Annotated in this window: 14 protein-coding genes; 3 read left to right on the top strand and 11 right to left on the bottom strand. The window is 40.7% G+C overall.

The window, feature by feature from the left end; all coding sequences use genetic code 11:
* Nucleotides 1-173: 173 nt before the first annotated feature.
* Together CVV44_05530 and CVV44_05525 are read right to left on the bottom strand one after the other, a co-directional pair.
* Complete coding sequence (locus tag CVV44_05530) at nucleotides 174-2048, bottom strand: hypothetical protein (GenBank protein ID PKL39683.1); 1875 nt, start codon at nucleotides 2046-2048, stop codon at nucleotides 174-176.
* A 368-nt stretch (nucleotides 2049-2416) separates the two neighbouring features.
* A complete protein-coding gene (locus tag CVV44_05525) occupies nucleotides 2417-4288 on the bottom strand; it encodes a hypothetical protein (GenBank protein ID PKL39682.1) in 1872 nt (623 codons plus the stop codon).
* A gap of 435 nt (nucleotides 4289-4723) precedes the next feature.
* Here CVV44_05525 and CVV44_05520 point away from each other — a divergent pair, with 435 nt between their 5' ends.
* A complete protein-coding gene (locus CVV44_05520) occupies nucleotides 4724-5971 on the top strand; it encodes a colanic acid biosynthesis glycosyltransferase WcaL (protein PKL39681.1) in 1248 nt (415 codons plus the stop codon).
* Between the two features lie 407 nt (nucleotides 5972-6378).
* Complete coding sequence (locus CVV44_05515; GenBank protein PKL39680.1) at nucleotides 6379-7755, top strand: hypothetical protein; 1377 nt, start codon at nucleotides 6379-6381, stop codon at nucleotides 7753-7755.
* A gap of 27 nt (nucleotides 7756-7782) precedes the next feature.
* Here CVV44_05515 and CVV44_05510 read toward each other — a convergent pair whose 3' ends face one another.
* The 9 genes from CVV44_05510 to CVV44_05470 form a co-directional block, all read right to left on the bottom strand.
* The gene (locus CVV44_05510; GenBank protein ID PKL39679.1) at nucleotides 7783-13428 is read right to left on the bottom strand and encodes a hypothetical protein; all 5646 of its coding nucleotides are present in this window, start codon (nucleotides 13426-13428) and stop codon (nucleotides 7783-7785) included.
* A 46-nt stretch (nucleotides 13429-13474) separates the two neighbouring features.
* A complete protein-coding gene (locus CVV44_05505; protein ID PKL39678.1) occupies nucleotides 13475-14383 on the bottom strand; it encodes a hypothetical protein in 909 nt (302 codons plus the stop codon).
* A gap of 16 nt (nucleotides 14384-14399) precedes the next feature.
* Nucleotides 14400-15389: a glycosyl transferase gene (locus tag CVV44_05500; GenBank protein PKL39677.1), complete on the bottom strand. Its 990-nt coding sequence runs from the start codon at nucleotides 15387-15389 to the stop codon at nucleotides 14400-14402.
* 96 nt (nucleotides 15390-15485) lie between these two features.
* Nucleotides 15486-16640: a glycosyl transferase family 4 gene (locus CVV44_05495; GenBank protein ID PKL39676.1), complete on the bottom strand. Its 1155-nt coding sequence runs from the start codon at nucleotides 16638-16640 to the stop codon at nucleotides 15486-15488.
* Between the two features lie 206 nt (nucleotides 16641-16846).
* Nucleotides 16847-17962, bottom strand: a complete 1116-nt coding sequence (gene alr, locus CVV44_05490; protein ID PKL39675.1) for an alanine racemase — start codon at nucleotides 17960-17962, stop codon at nucleotides 16847-16849.
* 157 nt (nucleotides 17963-18119) lie between these two features.
* Nucleotides 18120-18725 (bottom strand): acyltransferase, encoded by a 606-nt coding sequence (locus tag CVV44_05485; GenBank protein ID PKL39674.1) that lies wholly within the window; start codon nucleotides 18723-18725, stop codon nucleotides 18120-18122.
* A gap of 38 nt (nucleotides 18726-18763) precedes the next feature.
* On the bottom strand, nucleotides 18764-19354 hold the full coding sequence (locus tag CVV44_05480; protein ID PKL39673.1) for a polysaccharide export protein, outer membrane: 591 nt from the start codon (nucleotides 19352-19354) through the stop codon (nucleotides 18764-18766).
* A 39-nt stretch (nucleotides 19355-19393) separates the two neighbouring features.
* The gene (locus tag CVV44_05475) at nucleotides 19394-20527 is read right to left on the bottom strand and encodes a hypothetical protein (protein PKL39672.1); all 1134 of its coding nucleotides are present in this window, start codon (nucleotides 20525-20527) and stop codon (nucleotides 19394-19396) included.
* A 39-nt stretch (nucleotides 20528-20566) separates the two neighbouring features.
* Nucleotides 20567-21541, bottom strand: a complete 975-nt coding sequence (locus CVV44_05470) for a hypothetical protein (GenBank protein ID PKL39671.1) — start codon at nucleotides 21539-21541, stop codon at nucleotides 20567-20569.
* A 385-nt stretch (nucleotides 21542-21926) separates the two neighbouring features.
* On the opposite strand from CVV44_05470, the gene CVV44_05465 reads away from it, so the two are divergent.
* Nucleotides 21927-22556 (top strand): hypothetical protein, encoded by a 630-nt coding sequence (locus CVV44_05465; GenBank protein ID PKL39670.1) that lies wholly within the window; start codon nucleotides 21927-21929, stop codon nucleotides 22554-22556.
* Nucleotides 22557-22921: the final 365 nt, after the last annotated feature.

The raw sequence follows: 22921 nt of genomic DNA, 5'->3' as shown, positions 1-22921 counted from the left end.
TACCCTCGGAAACGGCTTGATTTTTCAACACCCACAGAACATTTTTTTTAAAGAAAGGTCACACTTAATTGTTGAATCTAAGCATTTTTTATTCAATATAAATTCCTTATATCTAATAAACTTTAGAAAATTCATCAATTATATATGAGATTATTTTATGGTCCTGCCTGTTATTAATACTCGCAAGCGCCAATATCGTGGTAACTATCCCTTAATTTGCCGTAAAAATCAAGGGCATTAGAAGTGAATTCACCAGCATTTATAACCGGACTGCCGGCTCGAGGTTTACAGAAATTTGCGTTATTATAAGCTGTACTTAAAAACTGAGGGTCTGCAATGGAACTGTTTTTATCATTGCCGGTAGAAGATTGCCAGGTTGCTAGAGTCTTCCCATCAAATAAATTAGGATTTCTCTTCCAACTACTCCCAAAAAACATATTATTATTTGATTTTCCATTAAAAGTAGAACCTGACCTAAGGTCCAGAAAAGTGAGAGAAGTTCCCGTAGCAAGGTCTAACATTAAATTATTTTTAATATCAATATTGGAACAGGCAGTGTCCACAAATATACTATTAAAGGTATCTTTAGCAGTTGGGTTTATAAAGGTATTGTTATATACTTTTATTCTCTGAGAAGGACCAACAACCCTGTCGTTATCAATACCTACTCCAAATTGATAATTAAAAATAATATTATTCCTTATAACAATATCTTTTGCACGTATTGCAATTGCCATTTGTCGATCATTAGCATACAAACCCTGACCGATAATTAAATTGGAGTCCATTATACAATGATGTTGGTATTCTCTAGCAGAATTTCGGTTTTGCGGCCAGAAGGCCTGTATCCAGCCTTCCATCCTGTTTTTATAAATAACGACTTTTTCTGAATTTCCTCTTATGGTGGTTGCATCATAATTCACTAAAATATTCGGACCAAAAGTATTGTTTGCAATAAAATAACGGCTGCCGCCTTGCAAACGAAAAATGTGTTCTTCATTTGATTTATCAACAACATTCTTATCATATACCCAGTTTCCAATAATGGCATTTCCATCATTATCGCCTTCTGTATTCGATGTATACCCCGTTTGTGTAGTATTGTGAAATTTACATTCAGCAATAGTAGTGTACGTTCCATTAGGAGACATGGCTATACCGCCATTTTGAAATTCTTCAGTTCGATATTTGAGCATATTGGTACAACGATTATTCCATGTTATTCCAAAAGGATAACGTGGGCCTTCGCTGCTTTCTGCTATTGCCCTGGTTGCTATATCCATTATTCGAATATCGCTACACTTTGAAAAATAAATTGTTGCCCAATCAGAATCAACAGCGCTTGTATGTATAATAGGTTTATTTGATGATGAATTTTTTGGATCAATATATGCTCCAATAATTATTGGTCCAGTTTCATTTGATATCGTAACTTGTTTAGATATAGTAAAAGTATCTCCATTTTTAAATAAGACTCTAACATTAGCACCGAGAATAAATGATGACAAGGCATGACCAGGTGTTAAAAAAGGAGTATCCATGGTTAACCCATTGTTTGAGTCACTCCCATCACTAGCTACATAATAAGTCGTTCCGCTAAAAGCGGGAACTGTAACTTTAATATCTTTGAATGCTGTCCTTCCGGCAGCATCATAAACAGTTAAGCGGACCCGGTATGTACCGGTTTTTTCAAAGACATGACCGGCTAAAAACCCGCTGGCTTTTTCATTTTTACCTGACGGATCATTATTATCTGCATCAAAATCCCAGGCAAAAGTAGCATCCATATATGCTGCATTATTTGAAAAAAAACCATCATTAGCAAGACCTGAAGTTCCTGTCGCATCAAAAAATACAGACAAAGGAGCAATTCCATTTGCTCTGGACATACTTACTGATATAATAATTGGATTATTCCTGTTTGCAGTCTTTGATTTATTAATTGGACCATAACTGCCAGCGAATAATAATATGGGGCAGGAAATGATAAGGAAGAAAATCATGTTAATTATTCTACTACGTTTCAATTTTTGAAAAATTTTATTCATAGTTATTTCCCCTTTAAATAGACTGCTTTATGTTTTTTGTATCTGCATTTAAATATAGGTAGAAACTCGCTTTTATGCTGTCAAACAAAAATAGGGGCGTCATTACGCAGTTTTTCCAATAAGTTGTGGTTGGCAAAAAACATACCTTTTCTGTTACAATTTTTTAAAAAGCAATGAACTATTTGCTGTAAATAATTATACCGCTGGATACAAGATTAAATAGATACGGCGACACTTTGTATGAACTGGAAAAGCCCTCGGCTTTATGAGGACCTTTTATCAAGTTGAATATTCTTTTACTTTCCCAGATCTACTCGATGCCGGAAAATTCATCAATTATTTATGAAATTCTATTAATGCTTTTCCTATTAATAATATTCACAAGCGCCAATATCGCAGGAACTGTCCCTCAAATTACCGTTATAATCAAGTGCATTTGGAGTAAATCCACCAGCATTTATAACCGGGCTGCCGGCCTGAGGTTTGCAGAAATTCGTGTTACTATAATCTGTACTTAAAAGCTGAGGATCGGCAATGGAACTGTTTCGATCATTGCCTGTAGAAGATAGCCAAACGGCTAAAGTCGATCCGCTAAATAGGTTGGGATTCACCCCCCAGCTGCTTCCATAAAACATGTTATAATCTGATTCACCATTAAAAATGCTGCCTCTTGTAACTTCAAGAAAAGAGGTATTTAGAGGATTACCCCCGGCAATGTCTAACATTAAATTATTTTTAATATCAATATTGTAACAGGCCTCGTCGACATTTACGATTTTAAAAGTATCATTTGCAGCAGGGTTTATAAAAGTATTGTTATACACCTTGATTCTTTGAGAAGGACCAACAACCGTATCATCGCTAATCATGACCCCGTATTGATAATTATAAATAATATTATTTCTGATCACAATATCTTTTGCTCGTATTGCAATTGCGCTTTGTCGATCACCATCATACAAACCCTGACCGATAATTAAATTTGAATCCATTATGCAATGATGCTGATATTCACTGGCAGAATCCCGGTTTTGCGGCCAGATGGCCTGTATCCAGCCTTCCATCCTGTTTTTATAGATAACGACTTTTTCTGAATTTCCTCTTATAGTAGTTGCATCATAATTAACTAAAATATTTGGACCAAAAGTATTGTTTGCAATAAAATAACGGCTGCCGCCCTGTAAACGGAAGACATGTTCTTCGTCATCTCCTGTTTTGTCATACACCCAATTCCCGATAATTGCATTGCCATCATTGACATCACCGTCCGAAGTGGTTGTATACCCGGTTCCATTGACATTATAAAACTCACATTCGGCGATTGTATTATAATTGCCTGAAGGAGACATGGGTAAGTTGCCAAGAGAATACTCTTCTGTTCTATATTTGAGATTGTGGCTTGAATTAATTCCAAAGTTAATTCCGGTTGGATAACGGGTGCCACTATTATAAGTTGATCCCCCGGATTGTACGGCTAGATTCATTACACGCCAGTCATCGGTATATAGAGAGAAAGTAGCGTAAGCACCGTTTGCCTCAGTTGAGTAGATAAGAGGTTTATCGTCAGCAGGATTGCCATAGCAATCAATAATAACAGGTCCGTTATAATCCCAGACCCAGAAATGGGGCGTATAGAATGTATCACCTCTTCTGAATAGTATCATTGTATTGGGTTGCATGTGAGGGCCGGTGAGTGCATGTTCAGGTGTTAAAAATGGTTCAGCTATGGTCCCGGGATTTGAATCAGACCCACCATTCGCTGCGCTAGCTACATAATACGTAGTACCGATGAAAGCAGAAACAGTAATAGTAATATCTTCCGATGCTGTTTCTCCCGTGGAATCATAGACATCCAGGTGTACCCGGTAAGTGCCGGGTTGCTCAAAGATATGAGCGGCCACAAATCCGCTGGCTTTTTCATAATTTCCAGACGGATCATTATTATCTGCATCAAAATCCCAGGCAAAGGTGGCATCCATGTAATTTGCCCCGCCAGAGAAAAATCCTTCATTAGTATATCCAAGCCCCTCAGTGCCCGTAGCATCAAAAAAAACGGACAGGGGGGCAACGCCACTTATCCTTGAAGTGCTTACCGATATGTCAATCGGACCATTTTCCCCTATCCTTGAAACCTGCCAATCCCGCAAGTAGTAACAGCTATTATTGGCAAATACTATTATGGGTAGGTAGATTATAATAAAAAGAAGCATTCTATTTATTCTATTTTTGGCTCGTTTCATAATATTTCTTCCTTAAATTGCAGCAAACCATATTAATGTTTTTAAGATTTATCCTTTTTGGAAAACCTCAATCTTTGAATGAAAGCTAAAACTGGTTGCTTCTAATTTTATTATACATTTCAATTAAAATAGTAATTAGCTGATAAAATCAGCTAACCATTAAAAAATTAAATCAGATGAATATACGTAATATTTTGCTCTTCGTCAAGTGACGAACAAATTTTTTCTATAAAAGAAAAATAATTAGAAAATACTCAATTTCAAATCTATCATCTATAACAGAAGACTAATTGAATATACTTTTTTTCGAAGAGAAAATTGCAAAATATAGTACATTTAAACATTGGCCAATTGTTTTTAACTTGCAAAAATTGCTGGATTTTTAAAGATACTTTATGACTGTCACATGAGTAATTTAGGAAATATGAGAATATAATGAATAACCACTCCAGCCATAAGAAAAATATTGCCTACCTGGGGCCGGAGATACCGGCTATTTCCATGACCTTTGTATACAATGAAATATTAGGGCTTGAAGAAAAAGATTTAAATGTCTTTATTTATTCAGTTCATTATCCTGTCGTTATGGCTGAAGAACCCAATGCTAGAAGTATTTTGAGCAGGACGCAATATCTATATAATCTGCCAAAATATAAATTTATTCTTTTTCCTGTAATACACCTGATAACTAATTTTAGGAATTTTATAATAACAGCTGCCAAGCTTTTACATGACATATTTTCATTAAAAAAATTTTCATTGGATTGGATAAAGCTTGTCTATCATTTTTTTATTGGTAGCTATCTGGCTTATCAATTAAAAAAAAATAAAATCTTTCACCTTCAGATTCACTTTGCTAACGTTCCTGCCCAGATTGGCATGTATGCTGCCGGATTGGCGGGAATTCCCTTTACCTTCACGGCACATGCCAATGATATTTTTGAAAGGGGCTTGCTTCTAAAAGAAAAGGCCGACAGGGCCAAAAGATTGATAACTATATCCGAGTACAACAAGCGCTTCCTCATATCAAAGGGGATCAATCCGGGAAAAATCAGTATTGTGCGTTGCGGGGTTAAACCGGTTCATGGAATTGATAATAAACAGCGAAATGTTGTTCCTGTCATCGGCAGTCTTGGACGATTGGTCGAGAAAAAGGGTATGGATATTCTGATCAGCGCATGTGCCCTTCTGAAAAAGGAAGGCATAAAATTCAGGTTGGAAATTGCCGGAGACGGTCCGCTGCTGAACAATCTTAAACTTCTTGCTGAAAGCATGAAAATTAGTAATATGGTCGAGTTCAAAGGCGCATTGCGCCATGATCTTGTTTTTGAATGGTTAGAAAGCATTGATGTATTTGCGCTGGCATGTAAACAGGATAAAAACGGGGATGCCGACGGCATACCCGTTGTATTGATGGAAGCTATGGCGCATCATGTGCCCGTTGTTTCTACGTTCATAACAGGAGTTCCTGAACTGATACAGCATGAAAAGACAGGACTGCTCTCTCCACCGGAAAATGTTGAATCACTGTATATGAATCTTAAAAAAATCCTGACAGAAAATGACCTTAGAAAAAGGTTAGTCAATGAGGCAGGAAAGTGGATCGAGAAAGAATTCGGCCAAGATGTTAATATTGAAAGAATTTATAAAATTATTATGGGGAAAGGGAACCTTGAAAAATAGAATTTCATGCACAGGATCGAGTCTTTGCATTGAGAATACAGGCGGAATAGTTGAATGGTTTTACAACAATGAGAATAAATATAAGTAGAATTAATTGCAAATTTGTATTTAGCGTTATACGCCATAAGTTTTTCTTTTTTGTTGCCTTCTATTCAATATTAATAGTTGCTATCTTTAATGGGTTTCAATTGGGAAACCTGTATTTAAAGGCAGCTACTGAATATAATTCAACTTCCACAACTGAGCATGAAAATGGCTTCACACCATTAATTCCTGGCAGGGACAGCATTATCGTCTATGTTAGTTCATCATCGGGTAATGATGCCAGCGATGGCAGTTCACCTCAAAATGCGGTTAAAACGCTAAATTGTGCATCAAGGCTGGTCCGTGACGGACACAATGATTTCATGCTGTTGCAGCGGGGCGATACCTGGCGCGGAGAAAGTCTGGGTCAGTTTAAATCAGGTCTGGATGCAGTGCACCCCCTGGTAATTGGGTCTTATGGAGAATCTTCCAGACGGCCCCGTATCGAAGTCAAAGGACATTTCATTGACCATGATGGCCAGTCCCGCAGCTTTGTTGCTGTTACTGGTCTGCAAATCGTATCGTTTACAAAAATACCCGGCGATCCCGCCTTTGACGGGGCTACCGGGGGGGGATTCCGCTATGTAGGCGGCGGAACAGGGCTTTTAATAGAAGACTGTCATATCCTGTATGGTGAACTGATTATACAATCCTATGGTCAATACCATTATGAAAATGTGAAGATACGACGCAACATTATTGAATACAACTATCATGTAAATACCTGTGGCCAGAACGCAGCCTATCGTCCTTCAGGCATGTATGCATCGCACGTTACAGACCTCACCATAGAAGGCAATATCTTTGATCACAACGGCTGGAATAATAAAATAGTTACTGCATGTGCCACCATGTATAACCACAATATGTATCTCAATGCTAACAGGCTGATTGTGCGTGAGAATATCATTACACGAGCCTCGAGCATGGGCATTAAAATTCGGTCAGACGAGATCGGTGATACGAATCACCTGGTGTTTGAAAATAACCTGCTGGCTGGCGGCGAAATTGGTTTAAGTATTGGAGGCAACACTAAAGAAAAACATCGGTTTTCAAGCGTGACAATCAGGGATAATGTTTTTACTCAGATTGGAAAATGTAATTCGACAAAACGAAATTTTTCCTGGATGCTGGATGTACAGGATAACAATAACACTATTATCGAAAAGAATTACTTTCTTCACCAACCCTGGTACACCAACGCCTATGGTATTCGGCTTGGAGGTAATTCAGAATCATATATCGCCATAAGAGGGAATGTATTTTACAATCTAAAACAACGTTCACTTTACGTCATTCCCAAAGATGAATGGAAGCACATCGTAATATCAAATAACACCATTGTTGATCCTTCCCATGATTCATGTCTTATCGATCATCAGGGTAATTTTATTAATGTTGTGTATCAAAATAATCGTTATTTCAGTGGCAAGGGGGATAAATGGTTCTGCGTTAGCGGGGTGCGGCAAACACTTGCTCAATGGGCAACCATTTCAGGTGAAGCCAGTGCTGTTTTCTGGAAACGAAAATTCATCGATCCGGAACGAACCATTGGCAGTTATGCAACAACACTTGGATTGCATAATACAATTGAAGGTTTTATTACTGCTGTAAAAAAACAAAACCGATTGAACTGGCGGGAGGAACTTACTGCGGGAGTCATCAATGATTATATTCGAGTTGGATTTAAGATGCATTAACGTTTCAGTTTTTTATTTTACTGTTTATTAGTTTTTCAATACTGCTTTCATTTTAAAATACAAATCGCGCACTGCCGGTTCAAGGACAAAACCATCATGGTCTCCCGGTTCCGCGGCTATTTCCTGAATGTCAAAATGCCTTATATGAGGTGACCATCCGCCATCGGGTCTCACGAATTCCCTCTTCCTGTTTATCACTCGACCGCCGTCAAGGTGGATGTATTGATCCAGTTTCGGTCTGAAAAGGGTCACTTTACCGTCATATGGTTTCGGTTTATACCGGTCCTCTGCTCTAAGTGTGGCATCAAAAATTGCCCTCCCCTGGAAAACAGCCGGACCTGTTTTCTCTTTATTCAAGCCAAGCTTTTCCTCAACTTTCTTCCACTCCCATTTAACACGACTGATAAACCAGGTAAATGGGTATTTAATTCCGATACATCTGAGATTCATTAAATGAAAGGTAATCTTGTCCTTTCTTGTAAGAGTCTCCCTCCAGTCCGGGGAGATAGTATCCAGCATGATGACATGAGAAACGGTTTCACCATCACCTGTGAGCTGTTGCGCCATCTCATATGCGATTGTTCCGCCTGAGCAGAATCCGGCCAGTAAATACGAGCCCTTTGGCTGAACCTGCCGCACTTCTTTAAGGTAATCGGCTGCTGTTGTCTCGTAGGTTTCATGAGGGAGCTCGCAGCCCAGTAATCCTTTCGCCTGTATTCCGTAAACAGGTCGATCATTACCAATTAGTTGCGCAAGATGCCTGAGGTTCAGTACATTGCCAAAGGCACCGGCTGCAATGTATATGGGAACTTCATTGTTTCCCGGGCCATCGTGCATCTTTACAAGGAACTTAAATTCCTGGCCTGCTTCTCCTTCGCTTTTCCCCTGGATTTCATCACGAATCAGTTTTGCACAGGCCTCTATGGTTGGAGCCTTGAATAATACGGCCAAGGGGAATTGAACAGAATATTTCTGTTTTATTTTTGCAAAAAGACGGACAGCTGTCAATGAGTGCCCGCCAACGTCAAAGAAATTCTGCCGTATGCCTAAGTGCCTGATGCCAATGATTTCTTTCCAGTATTCAACCAGGGTTCGTTCAATATCATCCCGAGGTTCGACCAATTCATCTCTATCGATACCCGAGTACCTTTGCTCAATTTCCGATATGTAGTCAGGCAGGCTGACCGGAGAAACGACCAGCACACCGGATTGTTTTCCCAGGGCCTTTTCGAAAACCAGTTGGCCTTCATGGGGTTCTATCCCCTGCCTGCGTATGTAATCCTGGAATTTTTTATTATCAGTCATCATGGTTCCTGATGGAGTCAGTTGAGTTTCAAAATACCGCCATTCTCCCCAATCCAGACAGATCGTTTTCCTTTTTTTGTTCACGGAACAATTTTCTGTATATGCATTCATGAAAGCGCCTGCTCCCACAGCAGCAACCTTTCCTGATATTGCTGTTACGGTATCATTTGTTGAGAATAAAACGAATATATCCAGGGGAGATTCCCGGAAAAGCTGATCCAGCACCAGCGTTCCCGTTATCCGGGCAGAAAGGGAATGTTCCAGCTTGTTGCTGTTCTGTGTAAATATCGGTCCTGTCGTATTTATGGATGCTGCATGGATAACGCCATGGACAGCGCCAAGTCTCATTTTAATAGCATCAAGCAGGTTTTGCATCTGGCCGGCGTCTGCAACATCGGCAGAATAAAATAAAACCTCCTGACCATAAGATTCAAGTTCACGAAGCGTATTTATATTATCGACAATAGACTGATCTTTCCCATCCCCGGTTAGGAAATTATTCCATGCTTCTTTGTTGGGAAGCTTCTTTTTATCGACAATGACGAGATGTGCATGAATATGTTCGGCGAGATATCGCGCTATTGCTTTTCCCTTTTTTCCCAGACCTCCGGCAATTAGGTATACTCTCTTTTCACGAAGCACGGCCGGTGAAGAAGACGGCAGGGCGACTCTCTCGTATTGCTTTATGAATCGCCGTCCTTTACGATATGCGATAACCTCGTTTTCCGCTGGAAACAGCAACTCATTTTCAAGTCTCTTGACGCAACGTTTTTTGAGCAGCCTGTTGGCATGAGTTTTAGGATTCAGAAAAATTTTAGATCTTTTAACAGGATAATCAAAATCGACCATACTTGTTTTAATTTGAGGAAACTCCCGGGTTATAACCATACACGGTCCCAGTACGCATGCTTTTTCCGGGTAAGGTGTATTTTCATTATATACTTTTTGAGAACCATTCAGGGCGACAAGCAATTGACTCCTACCAGTCAATCCCTGCCTGTTGAATGCCTGCAGCATGTACAATATACTGTAAAATCCATGCTCCAGGTTTCTGTGGAAGAAACTCGATCCGGGTCTGTATATTTCCTCTCCTGTCAACATCCATAGATGGGCAATTCGATTGGGGAACCGCCCGCTTGCCGCAATATCAGCTGCCAGGGATGCATAATCGGTAAGCCCCTGTTCGGGGTTGATACAATATTCCTCTTCATTGAACTTGTAGTAGGTATCGGAAGAACGAACGGTAATGACATCATATTCTTTTTCCCTTAGGCTGGATGCCAGTTTTTCTCCGATTCCGTCCTCATCGAGAAAAATCAGGCATGTGGCGGCCTGCGGCATCTCGGCATGGGAATGCAAAGGGGTTGGCTTCCATACAGGTTTATAAAACCAATCTTCCAGCGGCAGTTTAATCAAATCGGCCGGGTCCTTGTAGGGCGCCTTGTCGTCTGTCGCGGTCTGCTGGGGAACCGGCAGCGCCTTGCGGTCTACCTTACCGTTGGGGGTTCTGGGCAGTTCATCAAGCTGGACAAGATTATGAGGGACCATATATGAAGCCAGTGTTTTTTTTAAATGTTCACGGAGTTCTTTCTCACTAATTTTTTTACTATCACCGGAGACAAAATAGCCGACTAAGCGTTTGTCATCTTTATTGTCTTCCCTTACAACAACAACACCCTGCTTTACATTGGGAAACTTGAGAAGCACCGATTCTATTTCCCCCAGTTCGATTCGCAGTCCGCGGATTTTTACCTGGTTGTCGAGCCGGTTCAGGTATTCAAGGTTTCCATCATGTCTGCAGCGGACGGAATCACCTGTTTTATAAATTCTTGGATGGCCTTCGATGTTGAAGGGATTTGTGATAAAACTGGCTTCATTGAGATCAGGACGGCCAAGGTAGCCCAACGAAACGCCGTGGCCGCCGATATAAAGTTCTCCGGGAACTCCTATGGGAACCAGCTGCTTGTTTTGATCAAGAATATACACAGATGTGTTATCCATGGGGCTACCGATCAGGACTGGTGTATCGGGAGTTGCGATATGATGACAGGTTGACCAGACCGTCGTTTCAGTCGGTCCGTACATGTTCCACAGAGCCTTGACTTTGGGAACCAGGCTTTTTGCAAGCTTGCCCGGCCATGCTTCTCCGCCGCACAGAGCCGTCAGCTCTTTTGAACCCTCCCATCCGGAATCCAGAAGAAGTGACCACGTGGAAGGGGTTGCCTGCATGAAGGTTGCCCTTGTTTCTTTCAGTATTTTCGAGAGCTGTTCACCATCTGCGGCGATTTCCCGTTTAACGAATATTGTGTGGGCACCAGTATAAAGCGGCAGGTACAGGTCCGGGACGGACAGGTCAAAGGAATAGGTGGTAACACAGACGAGAATGTCATCGGCGCTCATTCCCGGTTTCCGTGCCATGCTGGCCATCAAGTTCGCGACAGCACCATGGGGTATCTGGACCCCCTTGGGCCTGCCTGTCGAGCCCGAGGTGTAGATAACGTAAGCAACATCTTCGGGTCCTGTATTGTCGGGGAACTTGTCTGTTGGACATGCTTCAATCTCACCCCAGTCCCTGTCCAGGCAGATAATAGATGCCTTTGTTTCAGGTAGAAGTGATAACAGGGATTTCTGGGTTATCACTACCGGCGCATTAGAATTTTCGGCAATATACGCGATGCGGTCCCTCGGATACTCTGGGTCCATGGGAATATAGCCGCTGCCCGCTTTCAGAACACCCAGCAATGCGACCATCATTTCACATGACCGCTCCAGGTATATGCCTACCAGTATGCCGGGACCGACGTTGAATTTCTGTAAAAAGTGCGCCAGCTGGTTCGCCCGCTTGTTCAATTCACTGTAGGTAAGGGTATTTTTTTCAAAAGCTACGGCGAGACTGTCGGGATTCAGTGATACCTGGTATTCAAAAAACTCATGTATTTTTCTATGTTTCGGATAAGGCTTCCCGGTATTGTTCCATTCGATCAATTGTTTATTTTTTTCAGTTTCAGGAAGCAGGTTGATCAGTGATATGGAAATATCTTTCGATGCCGAAGCCCCGCGAAGCAGAGTCTCATATTGTTCAGCAAAGGCATTAATTGCTGCAAGATCAAACAGCGTGGGATTAAAGATGATCTGTAATGTAAATTTTCCTCCATCTTCAATAACGTTAAAGACCAGATCTATGCCGGGAGCCTGATTAACACAGTCATATATAATTGTTTCCAGTCCATCCAGCTTCAGGCGGGGGGAGGTAAAGAATCGGAATCCAACCTGGAATATGGGATTATAGCTGGGGTCAGGCTGTGGCTTGATGTTCTCTACAACCGAATCGAAGGTAACGTCCTGATGCTTTGATGCTTCGTGCAACGCTTCTTGAGTTCTGATCAGCGCCTCTCTTACTGCCGGTGAATCGGATATGTCGCAGGTGAAAGGCAGGATATTTTCGAGGGGGCCAACAAAATCTTTAAATCTTTCCATGTCCCTGTTCAAGAAAGGAAAGCCGATGGAAAAACTTCCATTCCCTGTATAACGGAACAGAAGGATTTTAAATATTCCAAGAAAAACAGATTGAGATGAAATATTCATTTCTAATGACAGCTTGCTGATATCAGTTGCCAGATGACCGGGAAGGTTGTAGTCAAATTTTTCTAAATCCCAGGACTGAGTCGAGGGACGTGTATGTGCAACAGGTATATCAATAAAACCGTCAGGACTCAATACGGCATTTTTCCAGTATCCGAGTTTTTCGGTACAAGAAGTATCTTCAATCTGCTGCAGTTGATATTTGACATAATCGGAATACTGAACCGGTTCTGACAGTTCTACGGAAGAAGATCCCTTGTAAAAATGGGAGTATTGCTTTGACATATACCGGAGCAGTGAATCGATGCTGGCATGGTCCATCACTGCCTGATGGGCAACAAGTAAAAACAGGTGATCATTGTGCGTTATGTGCAACAAAAAGGCCTTGACAAGTGGTGCCTTCCCGGGATCAAAAGGTACCGATATCCTTTCCTGGATATATCGTTTAACAGATTCATTTACATCCGGATCATTCCCGGTCTCAAGTGTCTCTTGTATCATTGAGATGTTTCCGCCTGGTGCGATGACCTGCTGGAGTTCTCCCTGGTGCATGTGGATATATGTGCGGAGGATATCATGAGAGCATACTGATTTGATATACACCTGATTCAGGGCATCAACATTCAGTTTCCCTGTTATCCTGAAAGCGGTTGAGATATTATAGGCTGGACTGTCTGGATACAACTGCTGCAGCATCCAGATCTGCTGCTGTTGTCGGGATGCCTGTATCCGGGTAACGCTGTTCTCTTCTGCCGAACCTGCAATGGTAGCTGATGTTGTAGTCATATCATTATTATTGCTTGTTGTATTAACTGATTTTAACTATCCAGTCTCACTGGACATCTTCCGGGAGCTTATAAAGGGTTCCCGATAGACGTTCTCTTAATTTATACTTAAATGAACGATTTGTCAACCTGCCAGCAAGAGAATATATGAATAATAAAATCAGCTCCACAGTTTCCGTCAGCCATGCGTGCAGCTTTCCATAGTGTTTTTGAAGATAGTAGTAACGACTCCGGAAAAAATGCTCGGAAATACAGCCAGCGAACATGGGTTTATTATGTGTTTTTGCACTGACTGCATTGGTGTGTCGCGCAACCGCCTCGCCAATGGTCCATATTTCCCAGCCGTTTTGAGTTGCTCTCAGGCAGAGGTCCGTCTCTTCCCAGTATAAAAAAAATTTTGGATCAAAACCGCTCAATTCTTCAAATACATCTCTCCGAACCGTAAAAACAGCGCCTCCAACACATTCTACCAGTTGGGGTAGAGAACCGGGATTTATATAAAACATCTGTTTGAACAATCGGTCAAGACCGATCGCTCTGATGAATATTCTCAGCGGTGTTGGAAATAAAAACCAGGGTTGAAGCGTTCCTTCCGGTTCAATAATCGCCGGGGCTGTAATACCTGCTTTGGGATTTTCTTTCATGAAAGTGAGCATACATTCAATAGTAGGCATATCAATAACAGCATCGGGATTTAAAAACAGAATATATGGTGCCTGAGAATGTCGGACTCCAAGATTGTTCCCCCGCCCGAATCCCAGGTTCTCTTCACTTTTTATTACTTCAATCCAGGGGAATTCCTTGCTGATAAAGTCTGCAGTGTCATCCTGGCTGGCATTATCAACAACAATCCATTCCACAATTCCATCTTTACAGGGTGCTTCCAGGGCGCGAAATGCCTCCCCGATATAATCTTTGGAATTGTATGTTACCGTGATGATGCTGATTTCTTTCATTGGCTTCTGGTTATTGTTATTTATATTCTATGATTTCAGCTTTTTTGTTTGTCATTCTTTTAAATAAATTCTGAAGCATTCCTTGGAGTTCGGCAAATTTTGCTACAGTATAAAAAGCTGCATATCGCGATGCATGGGCAGGGCTGTTTTTCATTTTCAGCCGCCATTTCCTCAGGCGATACCAGAGCAAAAGATAACTGAATAATAAAAGTAAACTCAATCCTTTTGAAACCGGGATCAGCCCAATTGATATCAGGGGGATGACCAGAGCCCAGAAAAGGACTGAAACCACCTCATGAGTTCTATAGCGATCTTTGGATTTTCCATACATCAGGAAGCCGTCAAAATAGGCATGTCCGCAGCGTACACTTCGTTTCCACATTTGTTCGAACCGGGTGATATTCGCATCATGGATGGTCATTTCATGCCCGATGTTTACAATTTTCCATCCTTTTCTCCGCATGCGAAGACACATCTCCGGCTCTTCACCTGCAATAAGAGAATTATTATAGCCATCTACTTCTTCCAGGGCTTTCATCCGCATGAGTGCATCGCCGCCGCAGGAATCGGATTCCCCAACAAGCCTTTGCCACTCCATGTCTACAATCCTGTTGTAGGGTGTTTTATCAGGAAATTCTTCTCGTCTTCTGCCGAATACTGCTGCAACATCCTGATGATTATTGATGCCTGCCAGGGCTGCTTCGAACCATCCATCGGCTATTTTACAGTCCCCATCGATAAACTGGACAAATTCCGGAACGGGTTTTGATTCTTTCAGTTTTGCAAGTCCCGCATTCCGTCCCCTGGCTGCAGTGAAAGGTATTGCCATATCCAGTTCAACTACTTCAATGCCTATCTGGCGTGCATTCTCTACACTGCCGTCCGTGGAACCGGAATCCACATATATGATACGATTGACTTGCCCGATAATTGAATTGAAGCAGGCAATGAGTCGTTTTCCTTCATTGCGTCCTATAATGACAACATCGATATTATCTGCAGACATAGACGGTAGTTATTTCCTGAGTATTTTTCTTATTTGAATTAATTATGATCTGGAATAAAACATTCATTGATTTACGGAAAGAAAGCCTCATGTCAATTAGTATTTACACGGTCCATCATTTTTTCTTTTAGCCAACTCCTTCAAAAGGGCCTTCTCCAGGATTTCTGCCGACAAATCCCAGTCAAATTCAAGTGATTTCTTATAGCTTGCTTCACTCATTTTTTGCCAATTTTTATCGTCAAGTTCTAAAATCTTTTTAATATATTCTGCCATTCTATCTGAATCGCCAATATCTACAAGATAGCCGGATTTTCCATGTTCAATATAATCCTCGGGACCACCACAGCGGGTGGAAACGAGAGGACAACGGCATGCAGCGGCTTCGATCCCGGGCATGTAAAAGCCTTCTGACTTTGAAGAAATGATCCAGCAATCAGCAGAACGATATAATTCCGGTATCAGTGTTTGTGGTGGAGATAAATGAAATTCGAAATTTGATGGGAAATACTGATTGCTGTCAAGGTCTTTTCCGCCGAAAGAAACTACTTTGAGTTGAGGGAAATATTTTTGAACCTTTACTATAGCAGCTAAAGTAGTTTCGATGTCTTTAAGTACATGGCGGCTATACATAAAACCAACTGTTAGTATCTTTGTCTTTGAACGAGGTGTTGAATGAAACTGATCGCGGTCTACGCCATTGGGCGCCAGCAGGGTATTTTTATACCCATACTCATCTTCCATTATATTTTGAAGCCATTTGGAGATAACAATTTTAAATAAAGGTAGTCGATAAACCGCTTTGATCTCTTCAAGGTTTCCAGCAAATATTTCATAGCCTCGTATAAAATGAGCTTTCAATCCCTTTGTTTCAGGCCACGTGCTTAACCATTTTGCGGTCTCCCACCAGGTTGCGATGGTTACATCAGCATCGGGTACATCGTGATGTTTTATTATATTGGAATTTACAGGAATAAGCCTGGTGATTGATTCTTCAAGATGATGACCGATCTTGTTTCTATATTTAATATCATTCCATATTCGTTTTATATAAGTGCGTATACGCCATATCTTGGGTCTCTGTGCAGGAGCTGAAATGTAGATGATCCGCACATCGTGTCCCCGACGGACAAGGGCTTCGGCTATCAATTTATTGGATTTAATACCCCCGGCAAGAGATGATCGCGGTAATATGAAATTAATTTTTAAGGATTCTCTGCCCGGGGAATTATTGTCATTACCAGGATTGCACATTATTAATCCTCTCTAAAAAAATGAAGAAATATATTGATTATAAAATGACAGGAAAAACTATGGAAGAATATACTAGAAAAAAAGCAAGGATTTTTCTATCAAAGAACGGTTTCAGGGAATAATCAAATCATGCTATCAATTAAGCCACTTATAAAATTATCCATTCTGTATTTTTCAACAGCAATTAATGGTGAGATTTCAAAAATTTATTCCTTATATAGTCTCGGAACTCTCTTGGATATACTGCAGGTTACTTCGTATGAGATGGTACCTGTCCAGTCCGCAATAGTATTGATCGTGACAATCTCCCTTCCAAAAAGAGTTACTTCTTCACCCAAAGGATAATCATCATTTCCCAGGTTTATCAGAAGCTGGTCCATGGTGACTCTGCCCACCACGGGATAGGTCTTGCCCCTGATGATTACTTTTGCTCTGTTTGATAGAGACCTGCTGTAACCATCTCCATATCCTATTGCGATAGTGGCTATGTTAGAATCTGCGGGTGTGGTATAAGTCAATCCATAGGAAAGGGCTACGCCTTTGGAGACTCTTTTGGAAAAAATGATACAGCTTTTTAATGACATGGCAGGTTCAAGCTTGACGCCATTCAAATCAATGCCTGGTGCAGGAAAGTATCCATAGGACATTATTCCAGGCCTTATCATGTTTACTGTTTCATCTTGAAAGTATACAATTCCGGCGCTGTTTGAGCTATGCCTGAGGGGAATATGGATTCCCTGCTTTTCAACCTGAATCAGGATATTTGCAAATGTCTTGATCTGTCTGGTGGTAAATGCTGTATCTTCTTCGTCTGCCACTGGAAAGTGTGTACATATACCTTCAAGTTGAATTGATTCAAGAGAGGCTACATCCACAGCTATTTCTGCTGCATCCTCGGGCCTGCATCCAATCCTGCCCATACCGGTATCAACCTTTAAATGAACCCTGGCTTTTTTACCTTTCAGTCTAGCCAAGTGTGATATTTTAGTTGGTAATAGTATGTTAGCAACAACCTGTGTAAGGTCATAATCAAGTATAGCTTGTATTGATTCCTCGTTAGGTATAATCAGGCCAAGTACAAGAATGGGCAGGCGGATGCCGGCATTTCTCAGTTCAATACCCTCATCAAGAGTAGCAACACCGAGCATGTCAATGAGACTGTTTTTTTCGACATATCTTGATACTTCAACAATGCCATGCCCATAGGCATCGGCTTTTACGGGCAGAAGAATTTTTTTATCATTGCCCGCTTTTTGTTTTAGTACCTTGATATTATTCCCGATTGCTCTCAGGTCTATTTCAGCGAAGGTTTTTCTAAACATGGATTCTATAATATTTTTAACTATCGTTATTTTAGTGTGTCATTTGGGATCAGAATTATATTAATAACTTTACTGACGTCTGACGAGAAAAATTTTGAAAGTGCGAGACGTATAATCAGTAGTATATCCATAAGATAAATCAAATTTATTGGATGGTTTAATTATCACCAAAAAAATATTCGATTCGTCTCTTTTTTAATTCTGGCTCTAAAGCTGGGTCATAAGCCCCGATACGTTTTTGAATCAAGTCATTCCAGGGTAATTGTTCTGTTTCTTTTTTAAGTTTTACAACAAGGTCGTCAACTTTCCCAATAGGGCGAGCAGGTACACCGCCTACTATAGTTCCTTCTGTTACATCAGATGCTACAACGCTGCCTGCGGCTACAATGGCGTTTGGACCAATGGTTACTCCAGGCTGGACAATGGCTCCATGCCCAATAAATACATTGTCTTTTATATCGATTTTACCTACCTTGTCCAGCTTAACGTTATAGGCTCGATTCAGTATTGCAATCGAGCCATCGTGTGCGAACAGGGAACAACCACTTAGCAGAACATTATTTCCTATTCGAACCAACTCTGGGTCTGGTATGTTAGTAAAAGTATAGATTATACAATTATCTCCAATTGACCTGAATCGACCATGCTTTTTCAAATATTTTGCATATTCATCTCCAGAGGGCTGGCAAAATTTTATATAAAGACCGGACAATCGACCATATTTAAAAGCAATCCAGCGTATCATCTTTTTTAATAAATTCATTTGAAATAACTCTGCTATTCAATGTAATTTAATATTATTTAAAAAATTCCTTCGGAAACAACAATAATGTCTCCAGCCTCTATGACTATATCAGCCCTGGCATCACCGTCCATGACGGCCTTGATATCAACCTTTATTTGCCTATACCCGGGCCTGTCCTGACGAGGCCGCAGAATTTTTACGCGGCTTGATGAACCGAAGCGGGTGAACCCGCCTGCTATAGAAATGGCCTTCAGTACGGTCGTATTTTCTCCCAGGGGGTAATTCCCGGGAGTTACCACTTCACCCGAAATGGTATAATTTTTACTTCGGGATTCTATCAGCGAAACAGTGACAACGGGATATTTGAAGTATCCATTGGCCAGACGCCACTGGATTGTTTGTTGCAGTTGCGTTATGGTCTGGCCTTTCGCTCTTACACTGCCGATGTAGGGGATTGAAATGTCGCCTCCAGGGGAGACTGTTGTGCGCGTTTGTAATTGTTCCGGCTGGATGATGTTTACTTCAAGAATATCACCCACACCTACTATGTATTGTTCGTTCTGGGCCGATTTTATTTCACCAGGACATAGTATGCATAAGGAAGAGAGAGTTAAAATAACAAATTTTTTCAGAATCCTAAATGTCATGAATCTACCTGCTATATGTCGTAATCAATCAAAAATATTCTATATTGTGGCACCCAAGGATATGGTGATTCTGTTCCTAAAATAAGCTGTTTCTTCGGCGTTTTCAAGCCTTGTTCCATTTCTACTCAGGTTATATGAAACTGACCCAAATATATTTTCTTTAATCTCATAGGATAAATTTGTTGTCAACCCTAAAAGGCTGTTTCTTGTTCCCGATTCCCTGTACTCACCCTGTCCATAAAAGGCCGAAAGGGCAAAGTGGAGCCTTTCCAGGACCTGCCGGGTAAAATTGAGAGAAATATTCCAGTTTTCAAATACCTCATCGTCGTAAGGATTCAAGGACTGTCCATAAGCGAAAGTTAGGTTCAACTGGTTGTTTTCATCAATATCATCAATGAGAGAAAGAAGGATGTTGGGGCCATAAGTTGCACCTGCATCTGTAACCGAATAATCAGCCCCGGCATGTACATTGGCGTAGAGCTGCCTGGTAAAATACATGGTATGTCCCAGGAATGCGGAATGCAAAGGTATTTTTTCGTTAGTATCATACAAGGTGTATGTATAACTATAAGACGCATAAGTAAAATGGGCTGAACTCCAGTGGTATCCTAACGTGCCGCTGGCAGTATGATTGCGTGAATCAATGAGCTCGTCGTTCTGGTATTTTGTGAAACCGTATATATACGAGGCTTCCAGGTGAAATACACGGAGAGGCTGGGTCTGGAAAGAACAGGTTGTGGTATTGTTAAAATAGGTATTTCTTCCTCCTGTGAGGCCGAAAGCGTAATTATAGGTACGCGGCTCCGGGTAGTGGTGAAATACGTTATTGATGCTGAATCCTGTCAGTTCGGTGAATTGCTTGTTGATTGTTACTGTTATATCCTGTGAATTGTTTGTCAAAGAGGTGTCACGGGCATATATATCCTGGTAAACATGCGCCAGGAGTGAAAAGGTGTATGTTTTCCCTTCATGCTCAACTCCTATACCTGCCGTGAGGTTTGTGAGAAAATCGTATTCCTGGTCGTCAGCTGAGGCGTTGACATTGTCATCGAAGGTTTCACTCAGAGTGCCCTGAAGGACAAAATCCCATGTGTAGGCAGCTATAGTGCTAATCAACAGTATCGCTGCTGTAAGCATCAATTTATTTCTAATTTTTTTCAGGGTCGATGTCATTCGTTTTTAGTCATGGATTATTGTAAATCGCTGGCATAATTAGTAAGTTTTTTTCTTCTTTTTCTTCTTTTTTGTTTTACTCGGTCTAGCTTTGGGGATTGGTACAGAGTCATTTCCTGAATCTGATAGTGAAAAAACTTTATTAATTGCCAGGTAAATTTTCCATTTCCGGTCAGATGTATTTATTAGATCCCCGTCTTGTTTTGTCCACATTGGAAAAATGATCATCATGGTTCCTTTGATGTTGTTGCTGAAGGAGTATGTTGATGCAGCAATAATATCAGAGGTCACGAGCAGGTCATTGACGTCATTTTTGGAAGAAACGGTGCCGGTTATTTCATTTTTTTCCTTATAAGTTCTTTCAGGAATATAAACAACGTTGCCCTTAAGAGATAATGAGAGATTTTTAAACCGGGTAAATTCAAAACCCAGCATGGAAGATACGGCATAGCTCAGGTCCACCATGTATATATTCGCAATCGAATATGAATACTCGGTCGGAAGATACAGAATGCCGCCGGCGTTGATGAAAAACCTGGTATGTATTTCCGGAGCATTGACTGAAAGTGACTGCAGCAGGGAAAATGTAAAATTGCCGTATCCCAAGGGTGTTAAGAATGAACTATTTACCGCTGCATTGCTGTCTCCTGTGGGAATTGTTGTATTGAGATGAGTTGATAATATGACTGTATCGTATGCAAAGGGGAAGCTGGCTGCCAGGCCTATCTTTATATCACCGAAGGCAAGTTTTGATATGTCATTACTGTTATCGATGAGCATTTTATGCATCAAGGGCAAGGTAATATCCACGGCAAGGTTGTTCGTGATGGACCAGGATACAGGTATGAAAAAGAACTTGAGATTGGGCGAATGGAACTGGTTTAAACCGGTGGTGATGCTGTTGGCAGGCGCAATGCCGCTCCCATCATCGAGTATGGTATTTTCCAGGATTACCGTATCTGTCTTATAGAGGTGGCAGTCGGGACCTCCATCGGCAGCCAGGGGTGAGGGCATGGTCTGGGAGCCAGCTTGCCGTGTGGATAGAAGAGATATCATTATTAAAAGCATAATCGTAAAGAAAGTGCTGGATTTTTGTAAAATATTTTTATTCATTACTAAAATGCACCTGAAAGAATTTATAATGATTTAGTTTGTTCATGATTGCTTTTTTATACTCCAAGCATAAGATATAAAGTGTGTATAATACAATGCGTCAATATGCTGTCAAGTTTAAATATTAGATGCAGTCTCCATAGCTGCATACCCGATGTACAGCATTAATGATTTTCTTTATAAAAATAAATAATTTAAATAATACTAAAATTTGTATATTATTTGGCTGTGGCATATAGTTTTTATATAAAATGCTCGATTTCATGATATAAAAAAGAGGCATAAAATGGCCGTTAAATCAGATAACGCCAGCGAGCTGGCTCTTCTTGCCAGGATTCACTGGGAGATATCGCCTGACATGATCCTCGTTTTCATAGGCGATGATATTCTTTACTGCAATGATGCCGGGGCAGGTATACTGGAGGCTGAATCCACTCATGATGTCCTTCAGCGGAAACTACTTAGAATTATCGATCCTGAATATCGGAATGACTACTCTGATTTGATCAGGGATGGCTATAAACTGGGAGACAATGATTTATTAAAAGAGGAGCTATTTGTTACTCTGAAATTTCACCGGGTCTGGCTTGAGACGAAAAAAGTGTTTCTTGAATTCAATGGTAAAAAGGCTTGGCTTGTATATGGCAGAAAGATCCAGAAGTGGAAAGAGCTGGAAGAGGTCTGCAGGGAACAGAGAGAAGAAATAAATGCCATGTTGCTGGATAAACTGACAAAAAAAGAAAAACAGATATTGGAGCTCTACGGTCTGGGAAAAAACAGGGTGGCCATAGCCCGCGAATTGGAAATAGAAGAAGGTACCGTGGATCGGCATACTACCAACATAAAACGGAAGCTAAAGAAGAAAAGGGGCAGGGATTTGCTCAATTTTGCCATGGATTTGCAAAAACCGGAATAAAAATATTCCGAATAGTAGGCAAAATACTATCTACAATTATGCTGTGCTATTTGTCTTGTATTTTTTCCGCCTGTTTAGCTTATTAATGTTGACATCATTATATCCGGTATATTACATATTAATCGAAGGATTAATATGTCCGATGTAAGAAATATTGAGATAAAAAAAATGTGAGATTGCTAAGTGTGAGGTTTTTATGAAAAGGTATCTATTTTTAATGCTGTTTTGTTTGTTTTTGAGTTCATCACTATTTGCTATGGGACGTATTGGTGATAATAAGCATCATAGAAATAACAATCAGCGTCATGGTGAAACCAATAATCATCCTGGTGGAAGTGGTGTTCCTGAACCTGTTTCAATGTTAT

The organism is Spirochaetae bacterium HGW-Spirochaetae-1, from assembly GCA_002839375.1.
Classification (GTDB): Bacteria; Spirochaetota; UBA4802; order UBA4802; family UBA5550; genus PGXY01.
The sequence above is the reverse complement of the archived record's forward strand: the minus strand, read 5'-3'. Positions and strand labels throughout refer to the sequence as shown.